This is a genomic window from Xanthomonas sp. AC360 (assembly GCF_979258225.1).
Window position 1 is genome coordinate 2,030,548 of the sequence record NZ_OZ409846.1, and the last position, 14,132, is coordinate 2,044,679.

Annotated in this window: 13 protein-coding genes and 1 other RNA gene; 9 read left to right on the plus strand and 5 right to left on the minus strand. The window is 67.4% G+C overall.

Going from position 1 to position 14,132, the window contains the following annotated elements; all coding sequences use genetic code 11:
- Positions 1-346 precede the first annotated feature (346 nt).
- Positions 347-422, plus strand: a non-coding RNA gene (locus ACZZ0O_RS08690) — sX9 sRNA.
- A gap of 4 nt (positions 423-426) precedes the next feature.
- Here ACZZ0O_RS08690 and purD read toward each other — a convergent pair.
- Genes purD through purH form a run of 3 tightly spaced genes read right to left on the minus strand, consistent with a single transcriptional unit; the run spans position 427 to position 4,214 of the window.
- On the minus strand, positions 427-1,722 hold the full coding sequence (purD, locus tag ACZZ0O_RS08695; RefSeq protein ID WP_463590549.1) for a phosphoribosylamine--glycine ligase: 1,296 nt from the start codon (positions 1,720-1,722) through the stop codon (positions 427-429).
- Between the two features lie 34 nt (positions 1,723-1,756).
- Entirely contained in the window at positions 1,757-2,608 is an 852-nt protein-coding gene (locus ACZZ0O_RS08700; RefSeq protein ID WP_463590550.1) for a hypothetical protein, read from the minus strand.
- Positions 2,609-2,630: 22 nt separating this feature from the next.
- Positions 2,631-4,214 carry a bifunctional phosphoribosylaminoimidazolecarboxamide formyltransferase/IMP cyclohydrolase gene (purH, locus tag ACZZ0O_RS08705; RefSeq protein ID WP_463590551.1) on the minus strand — a complete coding sequence of 528 codons (1,584 nt, stop codon included), beginning with the start codon at positions 4,212-4,214 and terminating at the stop codon, positions 2,631-2,633.
- 75 nt (positions 4,215-4,289) lie between these two features.
- Between purH and ACZZ0O_RS08710 the strand changes: the two genes are divergently transcribed.
- The 8 genes from ACZZ0O_RS08710 (at position 4,290) to ACZZ0O_RS08745 (ending at position 12,258) form a co-directional block, all read left to right on the plus strand.
- A complete protein-coding gene (locus tag ACZZ0O_RS08710; RefSeq protein WP_115526911.1) occupies positions 4,290-4,904 on the plus strand; it encodes a CDP-alcohol phosphatidyltransferase family protein in 615 nt (204 codons plus the stop codon).
- Positions 4,905-4,989: 85 nt separating this feature from the next.
- A complete protein-coding gene (locus ACZZ0O_RS08715; protein ID WP_463590552.1) occupies positions 4,990-6,744 on the plus strand; it encodes a bifunctional alpha/beta hydrolase/class I SAM-dependent methyltransferase in 1,755 nt (584 codons plus the stop codon).
- Positions 6,741-8,078 (plus strand): phosphatase PAP2/dual specificity phosphatase family protein, encoded by a 1,338-nt coding sequence (locus tag ACZZ0O_RS08720; RefSeq protein WP_463590553.1) that lies wholly within the window; start codon positions 6,741-6,743, stop codon positions 8,076-8,078. The genes ACZZ0O_RS08715 and ACZZ0O_RS08720 overlap by 4 nt, the downstream gene beginning before the upstream one ends.
- Positions 8,075-8,518: a hypothetical protein gene (locus tag ACZZ0O_RS08725; protein WP_463590554.1), complete on the plus strand. Its 444-nt coding sequence runs from the start codon at positions 8,075-8,077 to the stop codon at positions 8,516-8,518. Before ACZZ0O_RS08720 ends, ACZZ0O_RS08725 begins: the two co-directional genes overlap by 4 nt.
- Positions 8,515-10,014 carry a TIGR04222 domain-containing membrane protein gene (locus ACZZ0O_RS08730; protein ID WP_463590555.1) on the plus strand — a complete coding sequence of 500 codons (1,500 nt, stop codon included), beginning with the start codon at positions 8,515-8,517 and terminating at the stop codon, positions 10,012-10,014. The genes ACZZ0O_RS08725 and ACZZ0O_RS08730 overlap by 4 nt, the downstream gene beginning before the upstream one ends.
- The gene (locus tag ACZZ0O_RS08735; protein ID WP_323538565.1) at positions 10,014-10,658 is read left to right on the plus strand and encodes a CDP-alcohol phosphatidyltransferase family protein; all 645 of its coding nucleotides are present in this window, start codon (positions 10,014-10,016) and stop codon (positions 10,656-10,658) included. The genes ACZZ0O_RS08730 and ACZZ0O_RS08735 overlap by 1 nt, the downstream gene beginning before the upstream one ends.
- Complete coding sequence (locus ACZZ0O_RS08740; protein WP_055853173.1) at positions 10,655-11,287, plus strand: lysophospholipid acyltransferase family protein; 633 nt, start codon at positions 10,655-10,657, stop codon at positions 11,285-11,287. Before ACZZ0O_RS08735 ends, ACZZ0O_RS08740 begins: the two co-directional genes overlap by 4 nt.
- Positions 11,284-12,258 carry a phosphatidate cytidylyltransferase gene (locus tag ACZZ0O_RS08745; protein ID WP_055853171.1) on the plus strand — a complete coding sequence of 325 codons (975 nt, stop codon included), beginning with the start codon at positions 11,284-11,286 and terminating at the stop codon, positions 12,256-12,258. The genes ACZZ0O_RS08740 and ACZZ0O_RS08745 overlap by 4 nt, the downstream gene beginning before the upstream one ends.
- A gap of 79 nt (positions 12,259-12,337) precedes the next feature.
- Here ACZZ0O_RS08745 and fis read toward each other — a convergent pair whose 3' ends face one another.
- Positions 12,338-12,610 (minus strand): DNA-binding transcriptional regulator Fis, encoded by a 273-nt coding sequence (gene fis / locus ACZZ0O_RS08750; protein ID WP_002804983.1) that lies wholly within the window; start codon positions 12,608-12,610, stop codon positions 12,338-12,340.
- 114 nt (positions 12,611-12,724) lie between these two features.
- On the minus strand, positions 12,725-13,801 hold the full coding sequence (locus ACZZ0O_RS08755; protein WP_463590556.1) for a DUF3426 domain-containing protein: 1,077 nt from the start codon (positions 13,799-13,801) through the stop codon (positions 12,725-12,727).
- Between the last annotated feature and the right edge of the window lie 331 nt (positions 13,802-14,132).

Sequence of the window (14,132 nt, forward strand, 5' to 3'; positions counted from 1 at the left end):
TGCCGCAGGCACGCGCCACCGGTGTGGAGAGCGGCTAGTTCTTTGTCAGTAGCCGGCATGTGTGCGGACTGGAGCAGAGTGCGCGATTGCGCCGCCGCCCCCGCTGCACGGCGGTCTACCGCGCTTGGCGACCTTGCAACCTGTGGTTGCGAGTTTGAACACCGCCTTGTCGGCGACCACCAGCGAGCTGTTGCTCTGTTCGGCCGACAACCAGCGGATGTCCGTGCTTGCCCCATCCGCCCTTCGGGCACCTTCCCCCCGCCGGCGGGGGAAGGACGCGGCTAAGAGCAACTAACAAAAGGACTGCGCTCCCCGCCAGGCGGGCGCGGCCGGTGCTCGGTGCGGCATGTACCACTCGTACACTGTGGTTCCTCCGCGCCGCCCACGCCCACCTGGCGACTGCTCGCGACGTTTTGTTAGCCGCTCTTAGCCCTGCGCGTCGCGCTCGCGGGCGATCGCACGCCAGCCGATATCGCTGCGCTGGAAGGCGTTGGGCCAGTGGATCGGCTGCAGGCCGGCGTAGGCGGTGCGCTGTGCGTCCTGCACGCTGTCGCCCAATGCGGCAACGCACAGCACGCGGCCACCGGCGCTGATCACCTCGCCTGTGGCATTCAATGCGGTGCCGGCATGGAAGACCTTGGCGCTGGCCGGTACCTGGTCCAGGCCGGTGATGACCTCGCCGGTGACCGGGGTTTCCGGATAGGGCTTGGCGGCGATCACCACACCCAGCGAGGGGCGCGGGTCCCACTGCGCCTGCGCGGTGGCGAGTTCGCCATCGATGGCCGCTTCGAGCAGATCCACCAGATCCGACTGCAGCCGCAGCATCACCGGTTGGGTTTCCGGGTCGCCGAAGCGCACGTTGAATTCGATCACCTTGGGCGCGCCGTGCGCGTCGATCATCAGCCCGGCATACAAGAATCCGGTAAACGGCACGCCGTCGGCGATCATGCCCTGCACGGTCGGCTCGACCACTTCGCGCATCACCCGCGCATGCACCTCGGGCGTCACCACCGGGGCCGGCGAGTACGCGCCCATGCCGCCGGTATTGGGGCCGGTGTCGCCATCGCCGACGCGCTTATGGTCCTGGCTGGTAGCCATCGGCAAGGCGTGGGTGCCATCGACCATGGAGATGAAGCTGGCCTCTTCGCCATCGAGGAATTCTTCGATCACCACGCGCGCGCCGGCATCGCCGAACGCATTGCCCGAGAGCATGTCGCGCACCGCGTCTTCGGCCTCGCTCAGCGTCATCGCCACGATCACGCCCTTGCCGGCGGCCAGACCATCAGCCTTGACCACGATGGGCGCGCCTTTCTCGCGCACGTAGGCGAGTGCGGCGTCCACCTCGGTATGCACGGCGTAATACGCGGTGGGAATGCCATGACGGGCCAGGAAATCCTTGGCGAAGGCCTTGCTGCCTTCCAGCTGCGCGGCCTTGGCGGTGGGCCCGAAGATGCGCAGGCCGGCGGCGTGGAAGCGGTCGACCACGCCGAGTACCAACGGCACTTCCGGGCCGACCACGGTGAGCGCGACGGCTTCGCGCTGTGCCAGTGCGAGCAGGCCATCGAGGTCGTCGACCTTGATCGCGACATTGCGGCACTTGGCCTCGGTGGCGGTGCCGGCATTGCCTGGCGCCACGAGCACCTCGCTCACGCGCGCGGATTGCGCGATCTTCCAGGCCAGGGCGTGTTCGCGGCCGCCGGAGCCGATGACAAGGATTTTCAAGAGAACTGCTCGCTAGGACGGGGGAAAGGGCGCGCTACTTGCAGCCTTCGCGCTGCAAAGCGTTGGGGAAGGGGTAGGTCCAGGCCTTGGGGTCGAGTGCGAACACATGCGTGGTGTCCAACGTCTGCCCGCAATCGCTGCCGTGTTCGTGGATGCGCAGCGGCCAGATGCGTGCCTGTGCGTTGCTGCTGTCCACGTCCAGGGTGAAGTCCACATCGAACGCTTCGGCCATGCATTGCGCCTGGGTTTGATCCGGCTCGCGGGCCTGGTCGTCGCAGTCCAGCCCACCGCTGTTGTCGATATGCGCGCGCAGCGAGCCGGCGCCGACCAGCCCCTTGGGGCCGGGCACCACCAGATCCTGCGATTCCAGCATCAGGCCCTGGCCCATCCAGAAACTGTGCACGATGAAACCGTAAAAATCGCTGCCCAGCCGCAGCACGTCCACGCTACCGGGATTGCCATCGCTGCCGAAGGTGTCGGACAGTTTTTCGGCCACCACCTTGAAGCTGTCGCCGTCGCTGCGCAGCACGAAAAAGTCGATCAGCCCGGGATTGCCATGGCCGCCATCGCTGAGGCTGTGACACACCGCCAGCAGCTGCTGCACCTGCTCGCCGACCACCACCGGCTGCTCGGCGCAGACCTGGCTGTCGGCCTTGAAGCCATCCGCCTCGCCGCTCCATTGCGCGGCCAGACCGGCCTTGGCGCCATAGCGCGTGCGCAAAAAACCGTCCAGGCGCTCGGTGCGGCTCAGTTGCGTGGTGGCGGCCGCAGCAGGGGTGGGCGCTGCGGCGGCGGCGGGCGCCGCTGCAGGCGCGGGATCCTGCTTGCATCCACCGAGCAAGCCGGCAGCAGCCAGCACGGCGGCGAGGGAGCGCAATCGGTACATGGACCTGTCCTTGTCGTTCGGCTCAGTGACGGAAATGGCGCACACCGGTGAACACCATCGCGATGCCGTGTTCGTCGGCGGCGGCGATCACTTCGCCATCGCGCATCGAGCCGCCCGGCTGGATCACTGCCTTGATACCGGCAGCAGCGGCGGCGTCGATGCCGTCGCGGAACGGGAAGAACGCATCCGATGCCATCACCGAGCCGGCCACTTCCAGTTTGGCTTCTTCGGCCTTGAGCGCGGCGATCTTGGCACTGACCACGCGGCTCATCTGCCCGGCGCCCACACCAATGGTGCGGCTGTCCTTGGCATAGACAATCGCGTTGGATTTGACGTACTTGGCCACGCGCCAGGCGAACAGCAGATCGCCCAGTTCCGCATCGCTGGGCGCGCGCTGGGTGACCACGCTCAATTCGCCCAGCGACATGCCGCGGTTGTCGGCCGACTGCATCAGCAGGCCAGAGCCAATCCGCTTGGTGTCGTAGTTGTTGAGGCCGGCGCCGTGCGGAATCTTGAGCACGCGCACATTGGCTTTTTTGGTGGCGTATTCGAGCGCACCGGCCTCGTAGTCGGGGGCGATCAGCACCTCGACGAACTGGCGATCCAAAATGGCCTTGGCGGTCGCTGCATCCAGGGTCTTGTTGAAGGCCAGGATGCCGCCGAACGCGCTGGTCGGGTCGGTAGCGTAGGCCAGCTCATAGGCATCGCCGCAGGCCACGCCCACGGCTACGCCGCAGGGGTTGGCGTGCTTGACGATCACGCAGGCCGGCGCATCGAACTGACGCACGCATTCCCACGCCGCATCGGCGTCGGCCAGGTTGTTGTAGCTCAGCTCCTTGCCTTGCAGCTGCTGGAAGGTGGCCAAGGTGCCCGGCACCGGATACAGGTCGCGGTAGAACGCGCCGGACTGGTGCGGGTTTTCGCCGTAGCGCAGGTCCATGACCTTGATGAAGTTGGAATTGATCTGCGCCGGGAACGGGCTGCGCGTGGGGATATTTTCCGCACTGTCGGCCACTGCCGAGAGATAGTTGCTGATCGCCGCGTCGTATTGCGCCACGCGGTTGAACGCAGCCACCGACAGCGCAAAGCGCTTGGCGGCCGACAGCTGGCCGTCGTTGGCTTCCAGCTCGGCGAGCAGGTCGGCGTACTGCGCCGGGTCGGTGGCCACCGCCACGCGGGCGAAGTTCTTGGCTGCGCTGCGCAGCATGGCCGGCCCGCCGATGTCGATGTTTTCCACCGCGTCGGCCAGCGTGCAATCGGCCTTGGCGGTGACCGACTCGAACGGATACAGGTTGAGCACCAGCAGATCGATCGGCGCGATGCCGTGGTCGGCCATCACCGCCTCATCGATGCCGGCGCGGCCGAGCAGGCCGCCGTGCACCAGCGGGTGCAGGGTCTTGACGCGGCCGTCCATCATTTCCGGGAAACCGGTCAGGTCGGCAACGTCCTTGACCGGCAGGCCGGCGTCGCGGATCGCCTTGGCGGTGCCGCCGGTGGACAGCAGCTCGACCTTGCGCGCCACCAGCGCGCGGGCCAGGTCGATCAGGCCGGTCTTGTCGGAAACGGAGAGCAGGGCCCGGCGCACGGGCAGGAAATCGGAGGCCATGAGTGAGGGAACAGTCGTTGCGGGGCAGCCGATATTGTAGGCTGCGCCAGCGCTCGAATGGACTCAACCACTGGTATGGCCTCGATCTATGCTCTGAAAGGACGCTTCCAGGACCTGCTGCGGCCCATGGTCGGCGCGCTGTACCGCGGCGGCATCACCGCCAACCAGGTGACGCTCATCGCCGCAGCGGTGTCGGTGATGGTGGCCGCGGTGGTCTACCGCGCCGGCGCCAGCTGGCCGCTGCTGTATCTGTTGCTGCCGGTGTGGATGCTGCTGCGCATGGCGCTCAATGCAGTGGATGGCATGTTGGCGCGCGAGTTCGGCCAGCAGTCGCGCCTGGGCGCCTACCTCAACGAGCTGTGCGATGTGGTGGCCGATGCGGCGCTGTACTTGAGCCTGCTCGGCGTGCCCGGCGTGGGCGCGCACTGGCTATGGATCTTTGCGCTGCTGGCGGCGCTGACCGAATACACCGGCGTGCTCGGGCTGATGGTCGGTGCCAGTCGCCGCTATGACGGGCCGATGGGCAAGAGCGACCGCGCCTTCGTGATCGGCGTGGTGGGGGTCGGCCTGGCCTGCGGGCTGCTGGGCGCGCGCGGCGTCACCTGGGTCGCCATTGCCTTGAGTCTTGCCTGCAGTGCCACGGTGTGGCGGCGGGTGCGCGCCGGGCTGGCCGAGGCAGCGGCGCGCTGATCGACATCGCGACGCGCCGTGCGCTGCCGCGTCTCATTGGCGCTGCACGGCTTTCACTCTTTCTCACTGATTTCAGGATGATCCGATGCGTGATGTCGTAGAGCGCGAATTCGCCAGTTTCGATGGTGCGCAGCTGTTTTATCGGCACTGGCCGGCGCAGCTGGCAGGCGCTGCGCCCAAGGCGGTGGTGCTGCTGCATCGCGGGCATGAGCACTCCGGCCGGGTGATGCATCTGGCCGAAGAATTGAATCTGCCCGATGCGCAATTCTTTGCCTGGGACGCGCGCGGCAATGGCCGCTCGCCGGGCGTACGCGGCGATGCACCGGGCTTCGATGCGCTGGTGCGCGATCTGGACAGCTTCATCGCGCATCTGGGCACCACGCACGGCATCGCCGTGCAGGACATCGCGGTGATCGCGCAGAGCGTGGGCGCAGTGGTCGCGGCCACCTGGGTGCACGATTACGCACCGCCGCTGCGCGCGTTGGTGCTGGCCTCGCCGGCGTTCAAGGTCAAGTTGTACGTGCCGTTCGCACGTGCCGGGCTGGCGCTGATGCATGCGCTGCGCGGCAACTTCTTCGTCAACAGCTACGTCAAGCCGCAGTGGCTCACCCACGATGCGCAGCGCGTGGAAAGCTACCGCACCGACCCGCTGATCACCCGTCCGATCTCGGTGCGCGTGCTGCTGGGTCTGTATGCGGCGGCCGACCGCGTGGTGGCCGATGCGCAGGCGATCACCGTGCCGACGCAACTGCTGGTGTCCGGCTCGGACTTTGTGGTGCATCGCGGCCCGCAGGATCGGTTTTACGAGAACCTGCGCTCGCCGATCAAGCAGCGGCATTGGCTGCCCGGTTTCTTCCACGACACCCTGGGCGAGCGCGACCGTGCGCTGGCCATCGCGCCCATTCGCGCATTTATCGAAGCGCGTTTCGCACAGCCGCCAGTGCGTGCGGACTTGCGCGATGCGCATCTCGCCGGACCCAGCTTCGAAGAAGCCGAACGGCTGGCCTGGCCGCCGCAACGCAACAGCCTGCAGGACCTGCGCTGGCGCGGCGTGCGTGCCGGGTTACGCCTGGGCGGCACGTTGTCCGAGGGCATTGCCTTGGGCCTGCAGACCGGCTTCGATTCCGGTAGCACGCTGGATTACATCTACCGTAACCAGGCGCGTGGACGTGGCCCGCTGGGGCGCATGATCGACCGCAATTATCTCGATGCGATCGGCTGGCGTGGCATCCGCATCCGTGGCGCGCATCTGGGCGAACTGCTGCGCGATGCGGCAGGCCGCTTGCGCCAGGCCGGCCAGCCGGTGCGCGTGCTCGATGTTGCCGCGGGCCACGGCCGTTACGTGCTGGAAGCACTGGGAAGCGGTACGCAACGTGCCGATGCCATCGTGCTGCGCGATTTCAGCCCGCTCAACGTCACTCAGGGCGGTGCGCTGATTGGCACGCTCGGCGCTGGCGACATTGCCCGCTTCGAACAAGGCGATGCGTTCGACCCGGCCGCCTTGGCCGCAGTGCAGCCGGCGCCCACCCTGGCGGTGGTGTCGGGGTTGTACGAACTGTTTGCCGACAACGACCAGGTGGCGCGCTCGCTGGCCGGCCTGGCCGCCGCGGTGCAGCCGGGCGGCTATCTGCTCTACACCGGCCAGCCGTGGCATCCGCAGCTGGAATTCATCGCGCGCGCGCTCACCAGTCACCGCGATGGCGTGGCCTGGGTGATGCGCCGACGCAGCCAGCAGGAGATGGATGCGCTGGTGGAGGCGGCAGGCTTCCGCAAGGTGGCGCAGCGGATCGATGCATTCGGCATCTTTACCGTGTCGATGGCGCAGCGGATCGACGCATGACGCACGGCGCGCGCCCGAGTGGTCGTGCCGCGCTGTGGTTGGCGCTCCTGGGGCCGTTTTTCTTCCTCAGTTATGGCCTGGCCAATACGCTGGCCGGGCGTGCGGTACAGGTGCCGTCGGTGGTGTTTGGCTGGGAGCACGGCATGCCGTTCTGGCCGTGGACCATCGTGCCGTACTGGACGATCGATCTGTTCTACGCCGCCTCGTTCTTCGTCTGCCGGACCCGCCACGAACTGGATACGCATGCGCTGCGCCTGTTCAGCGCGCAAGTGCTGTGCGTGGCCTGTTTTGTGCTGTGGCCGTTGCGGTACAGCTTCGTGCGCCCGGACACGGACGGTGTGTTCGGCTGGTTGTTCGCGGTGCTGCTGGGCTTCGACAAGCCGTTCAATCAGGCGCCGTCGCTGCACATCGTGTTGCTGGTGGTGCTGTGGGTGCGTTACGCGCAGCATCTGTCCGGTGTGTGGCGCTGGCTGTTGCACGGTTGGTTCGGCTTGATCGGCGTGTCGGTGCTGACCACGTATCAACACCATTTTCTGGATATTCCCACCGGCCTTGCCGCGGGTTGGCTGTGCGTGTGGCTGTGGCCGGAGCGGATCGCCGCACCGTTTGCGCAGGCGCACCTGGCGCGCGATCCGCGGCGTTGGCGTTTGGCCGCGTTGTACCTGGTCGGTGCAGTCGCCAGCGCCGTGGCGGCGTTGTATATCGGCGGCGTCGGGTTGTGGATGCTGTGGGTGAGCCTGTCGCTGGGCCTGGTCGCGCTGAACTATGCACTGCTTGGTGCGCTCGGCTTCCAGAAACGCGCCGATGGTGGCTTGAGCCTGGCCGCGCGCTGGTTGTATGCGCCGTATCTGCTGGCGGCCTGGTGCAACTCGCGGCTATGGACGCGCCGCGACCCGCTGCCGCGCGTGGTCTGCGATGGCGTGTGGCTGGGCCGCATTCCGCTGCCCGGCCAGCGCGCTGCGTTCGCCGCAGTGGTGGACGTGAGTGCGGAGTTGTCCTTGTACGCAGCGCGTGCGCACGACCGCACGCTGCCGATGCTGGATCTGGTGGCGCCCACGCCCGCGCAGCTACGCGCCGCCGCCGACGCGATCGAATCCGCGCGCGTGCATGGCCCGGTGCTGGTGTGCTGCGCACTGGGTTACTCGCGCAGCGCCGCCAGCGTTGCGACCTGGTTGGTGCGCAGTGGCCGCAGTAACGATGTGGACGCGGCCATCGCGCAACTGCGTACCGCGCGCGCTTCGATCGTGCTGGGCGCACAGCATCGCGCTGCCATCGTGGCGGCGTGCACGGGTGAGCTAGAGAACGACGGCGTGGCCATGCGGAGCCTCCAATGAATACCTCTCTGATGACCTTGGCAGCCATGCGCGCGGTGTTGCGCCAGGGCGCGGCACTGGACCGGTTCTCGTTGCTGCTGCTGGCCGCCGCGATTGTCTTGCTGGGTGTTGCCGAAGCGCCGCCATCGATACAACTGAGCTTTGCGCTCAGTGCAGCGGCCGGGCTGATGCAACGCTATTGGGCATTCCGCGTCGGCCTGGATGCCGACCTGTTGGAAGGCGTGATCGCGCAGCTCGCGCGCGGCAGCGACGAGACGCAGGCTGCGCAACAACTCGATACGGCCCTGCATGCCATCGGCCTGCGCGCGACGCTTCTACCCACCCGCGATTGGTCGGCGCGCTGGAGTGGCATGCGCCGCTTGCTGGGCTGGCAACTGGCGAGCGTGGCGGCGCAGTTGCTGTGGATGGTCGCAGCACTGGCACTGCGGGTGTTCGGATGAGCAACACGCACGCCTCCGGTCAGCCCGAACCGATGCAGGCCACCGCGGCGCAGTTGGCGCTGTGGCAGCGCTTGCAGGCGTATCGTTTCGGCAGCGATGCCGATGCGTTGCCGGCGTTCGTGCGGCGTGTCGCCAAGCAGGCCCACTGCAGCGTGGCGCAGGCGCAGCTGGCGGTGGACGAATACCGACGGTTCTGTTTTTTGGCCTGCAGCGACACCCACGATGTCACGCCCAGCCCCTTGGTCGATCAGGTCTGGCACACCCATCTCACCGACACCCGCGAGTACTGGCAGCAGTTCTGCCCGCAGGTGTTGCAGACAACGCTGCACCATCAGCCCGGACGTGGCGACAGCGACGACGCTGCGCGTTTCCAGACGCAGTATCGGCAGACCCTGGAGCGGTACAGCACGCACTTCGGCGCGCCGCCGACGCAGGTCTGGCCTGCGCCACCGCCACCGCCACCGCCTGCAGCCACGCCTGCGCAGCAGCACGATGCCGAAGCCAGCTTGCGCGCCCTGCGCGGCGAGCCGATGCGCGCGCGGCGCGGTGCCGGCCTCGGTACGCTGCTGGTCTGGGCGGTGGCGACGCTGGTGATTGGCGTGGTTGCCGGCAACGGGGAGGCCGCCTCGCCGCTGCACTGGCGCGGCAGCAGTTTTCTGGCGGTGTTTGTGGTGGGCATCGGCCTGGCCTGGTCTACATCGGCCTGGTTGCGCCGCCAGTTGCGCAGCATCGGACACGCCTCGCCGGTGCACGCGGTCGATACGATGGAACTGGCCTGCCTGAGCGGTGGCGCCGGGCGTGTGGCCGATCTGCTGTTTGCCCGCTTGCTGGCCTGCGATGCGGTGCATCTGCAGCGCGATGAAGATGCGCAGGCGCGTAAGTGGGTGCATTGCGATCCCACCGTTGCAGTGCCGGCGGAGCTGCAACCGGCACTGCAGTGCGTGCGCGATGGAGAAGATCCGGTGCTGGCATGGCAGACGCTGCGCACGCTGGCCGCACCGGTGCAGCAGCGGCTGATCGACAAGGGGTTGTTGCTGGATCGGCGTATGGCGCTGCTGGTGCGCGCGATAAGCGCCGTGCCGGTAGCCGCACTGTGGACCCTGGGCGCGTGCAAGCTGGTGATCGGGCTGCAGGGGGGGTATCCGGTGGGCTATCTGTTGGCGTTGATGGTGCTGGTCAGCATGTTGCTGCTGGGATTTTTGCTGGTGCCGGTGCGCCGCAGCGGGGCCGGCGACGCGCGCCTGCACGAGCGCAGATCGGAAGTCAGGCCCGATGCGGCGCGCACTGGCAACGACCCCGGCGAAGCGGTGGCGTTGTACGGCACCGTCGCCTTGGTGGGTACGCCCTGGGTGAGCTACCACACGCTGCGCGCGCCAACGACCAGCAACACCGACAGCGGCAGCAGCAGTTGCGGCGGTGGCGGCGACAGTGGTGGCGGCGATAGCGGTGGAGACGGTGGCGGTGGATGTGGTGGTTGCGGTGGAGGAGGCGACTGATGCAACGCAAGCAGACCCTGTTGCAACGACGCCAGCGCTGGGCACGCGCCTTGCGCGGACGCGGTGCAACGCCCAATGGCGTGTCGTGGGCCGGCATCGCCTTCGCCGCGCTGGCCGGCGTGATGTTCTACATCGCCTTGAGTGCACCGGCGCGCGAAGGCGCCGCCCCCCTGCTGCTGGCCTTGCTCGGCCTGCAGGGGCGGCTGTGGTGCAACCGCCTGGATGGCGTGCTGGCGCGACAGGCGCGGCTGGTGTCGCGTGCCGGCGAGGTCTACAACGATGCGCCTGACCGGCTGTCGGATGTGCTGGTCTGCGTCGGGCTGGGCTACGGCTTGCAAGCCAGCGTGCCGTGGGCCGCGCAACTGGGCTGGGCGGCGGCATTGTGCTGTGTGGCCACCGCCTACGTACGCATGCTCGGCCTGGCGTGCGGCACCGCCGAGCCACGGCAGGGGCCGATGGCGCGCGTGCAGCGCATGCACTGGCTGTCGCTGATGACCGTGCTGGCGATGCCGTTGCAGTGGATGGGCCAGCCGCGCATCGCGGCCTGGGTGTTGATCGGCGCGCTGGCGGTGTTGATCGCCGGTGCGGTGCTGACGGTGGTGCTGCGGCTGCGCATGATCGTGCGCACATTGGAGTGGACATGATTGCCCGTTTGATTGCGCGTGCCTGCAGCGGCGCCATCCGTACTTTGACTGGCGCGCGCGCGTTGTGGCGCGGCTGTGCGCCGTCCAACGAGCGCCGCGTGTATTACGGCAACCACGCCAGCCATGGCGATTTCGTGCTGATCTGGTCTTCGTTGCCGGCCAGCCTGCGTCACGAAGTGCGCCCGGTGGCCGCGGCCGATTACTGGCAACGCACCGCGTTGCGGCGCTATCTGATCCATGCGGTGTTCAATGGGGTGCTGGTCGAACGCAACCCGGCGCAACGCACCCGCGACCCGATCGAATGCCTGTGCGACGCGGTGGATGCCGGCGATTCGCTGATCCTGTTTCCCGAAGGCACGCGCAACCCGGACGAAGGCGTGCTGCCGTTCAAAAGCGGGCTGTATCACCTGGCGCGGCAACGCCCGGAACTGGAGTTCGTGCCGGTGTGGATCGACAATCTCAAACGCGTGATGCCCAAGGGCAAATGGCTTCCGTTGCCGCTGTTGTGCACCACCACGTTTGGCGCACCGTTGCGGTTGGATGCCGATGAAGACAAGGACGCGTTCCTGGCGCGCGCACGCGAGGCGTTGCTGGCGTTGTCGCCGGACCAACTGGAGGCGCGCGCATGAATCCTTATGCCTTCAGCGGGCAGTTGCAGCAGTCCTCGATGCATCAGCAGACGCTGTGGTTATTCAGCGGTATCGCACTGGTGCTGATCATCGCCACGCTGATTTCCGAAACGCTGCGTTGGCGTGCGCGCGAACGCCCGAGCGCGGTGCTGGACAACCTGGTGGCGCGCATCCGTGCGTGGTGGGTGATGGCGGCAGTGGTCGGCATCGCGTTCGTGTTCGGGCGCGCCGGTGTCATCGGCTTGTTCGCGCTGGTGTCGTTGTTCGCGCTGCGCGAGTTCATCACTCTGACACCGACGCGGCGCGGGGATTACTACGCGTTGTTGGCCGCGTTCTACATCGTGCTGCCGTGGCAATACGGGTTGGTGTGGACCGGCTGGTACGGCATGTACACGCTGCTGATTCCGGTCTACGCGTTCTTGGTGTTGCCGATCCTGGCCACCATCGGCGGCGATACCACGCGCTATCTGGAACGCACTGCCAAGGTGCAGTGGGGCTTGATGATCAGCGTGTTCTGCATCTCGCACGTGCCCGCATTGCTGAATCTGGAAATCCCCGGGTATGCCGGGCGCAATCTGTTGTTGATCGCGTTCCTGGTGATCGTGGTGCAGTCGTCGGACGTGTTGCAGTACGTCTGGGGCAAGTTGGCCGGCCGCCATCTGATCGCGCCGAAATTGTCGCCGTCCAAAACGGTGGAAGGTTTCATCGGCGGCGTGCTGTCGGCCAGCCTGCTCGGCATGGCGCTGTGGTGGATCACCCCGTTCGCGCCGTGGCACGCGTTCGCGCTGGCGCTGGTGGCCAATCTGATGGGGTTCTTCGGCGGTCTGGTGATGTCGGCGATCAAACGCGATCGCGGCATCAAGGACTGGGGCCACATGATCGAAGGCCACGGCGGCGTGCTGGATCGGCTGGACTCGGTGTGCTTTGCCGCACCGGTGTTCTTCCATCTGATCCGCTATGGCTGGGCGTGATCGCGCAGCAAAAAATTGCGCACATCGCAGGTCAGCAACGCGGCACTGCTCTCAGGATTCGCCAATCCCGATTTCCGGCTTACGTCAGCCCGTACTCTTTCAACTTCTTGCGCAAGGTGGCGCGGTGGATGCCCAGCATTGCCGCGGCGCGGCTCTGGTTGCCTTCGCAGTGATTGAGCACTTCGACGAACAACGGGATCTCCATTTCGCGCAGCACGATTTCGTAGACATCGTCCGCGTCGCTGCCGTCCAGATCGCGTAGGTAACGGCGAACGGACTGGGCCACGTGTTCGCGCAGCGGCGACTTCGGGGCGCCACGACTGGTGTCAGGACGAGAGGGGGCTGCGTTCAAAGAAAGTTCCCAGTGTCACGAGGCCGGGGCGCGGGCCGGCGAGGGGGAGTGAGTCTAGCGCGTGACCTCACCGCTCGCCACGCCCATGTGGCGATCGGACGAGGTTGTGTCCGCTTAGCGGAAGTCGAAACTGAAGGCAGCGGTACTGGCAGCCGGTTCGCGCACGCGAAACGCCACCTGCACGGCCTGACCCGGCGCCAGCGTGTCGTGCTCGGCTGGCGCCTGGCCCAGATACTCCTGCGGCGACAGCACCCGGGTGCCGATCACCCGCCCATCGGCATCGGACAGCGACAGCTGCAACCAGGGCCAGGCCTGCGCCCAACGCGCATCGTTGCGGAAACTGGCCTGGATCTGCAGCACGCCGGCGAGGCCCGGCAGCGGGCGCACATCGCGATTGAGCAGGGTCAGCGTGGCCGGTTCGCGCCACGCCGGCAGCGTGCAACGCATCACTGCGCAGGCAGCGGTGACCAGCGGCCGCCAACGCGCGTCGCCGGCCAGATGCGCACGGTCGGCAATGACGATCTGCAGTCCCAGCAGCCCGACCAGACCGATCAACAGCACCCACTGCCGCCCGCTGGCGCGCAGCCGAGGGCGGCTGAGCCCGCGGCGCGCGAAGGTGGGCGCTGCCACCGCAGCGGTGGGCAAGGGGTGCAATTGCGCTGTGTGGGTGGGCGCCTCGCTGGCGCCGGTGTCGCGCTGCGCGGGGGCTGCGATGTCGGCAGTGGGCGTGGCGTTGCTGTCGTCATCGAGCGCCTCGCTGTCCTGCCGGTCTGCGGCGTCGCGTGCGCTGTTGGACGCGGTCTCGGCAGCGGGCTCGTAGCGCGTTTCGTCGGCCGCCTGCCGCTCGACTGGCAGCTGCGGCGCCCCGCGTTCAATCGGCGCGGTGTCCTGCAGCCCGGCGTCGTCTGCAGCAGTGCTGCCGTGTGCGTTGGTGGGTGGTGGCGTCTGCGGCAGCGCGGTGCGCGGCGCGCTCACGGCCGGCACGCCTGGGGCAGCGGCCTCGGACGTCGGCGGCGCAGGCACCGGTTGCAGCACGGGCGCAGCTGGCGTCTCAGTCGCGGGCATCGGCACCACCTGCTCCGCAGGCGCGGTGGCCGGCAGCACCGGCGGTTGAATCAACGTCGGTGCAGGCGGCGGCGTTGCCCGCAGAAAGGTGGCAAGGGGGCGGCGCGGTGGCGGAGTCTCTGACATCGGCAGGCGTGCAGCGGGAAGACCGCTATTCAACCACGTGCGCAGCGATGGGCGAACGCCCGGATGGGGAAGTGCGACGCGTGCTTCCTGGCGCAGTGCCTTGGCAACGATGCCGCGACGCTACCGAGGAAGACTGATTCCCAGAAAGTAGGTGTCTGCGGCTCAGCGCCTTAGCGGCGACGCTAACGAGCAATAGATGCACGGAAAGTCGCTGTCCGCCTACGGAAAACGCCAACACCACCGCAGCTCACGCGAGAGCGCAGCAAGCCCGCTGTTTCGATTCCCGATTCCCCAATCCCGATTCCCGATTCCCGATTCCCGATTCCCAGCC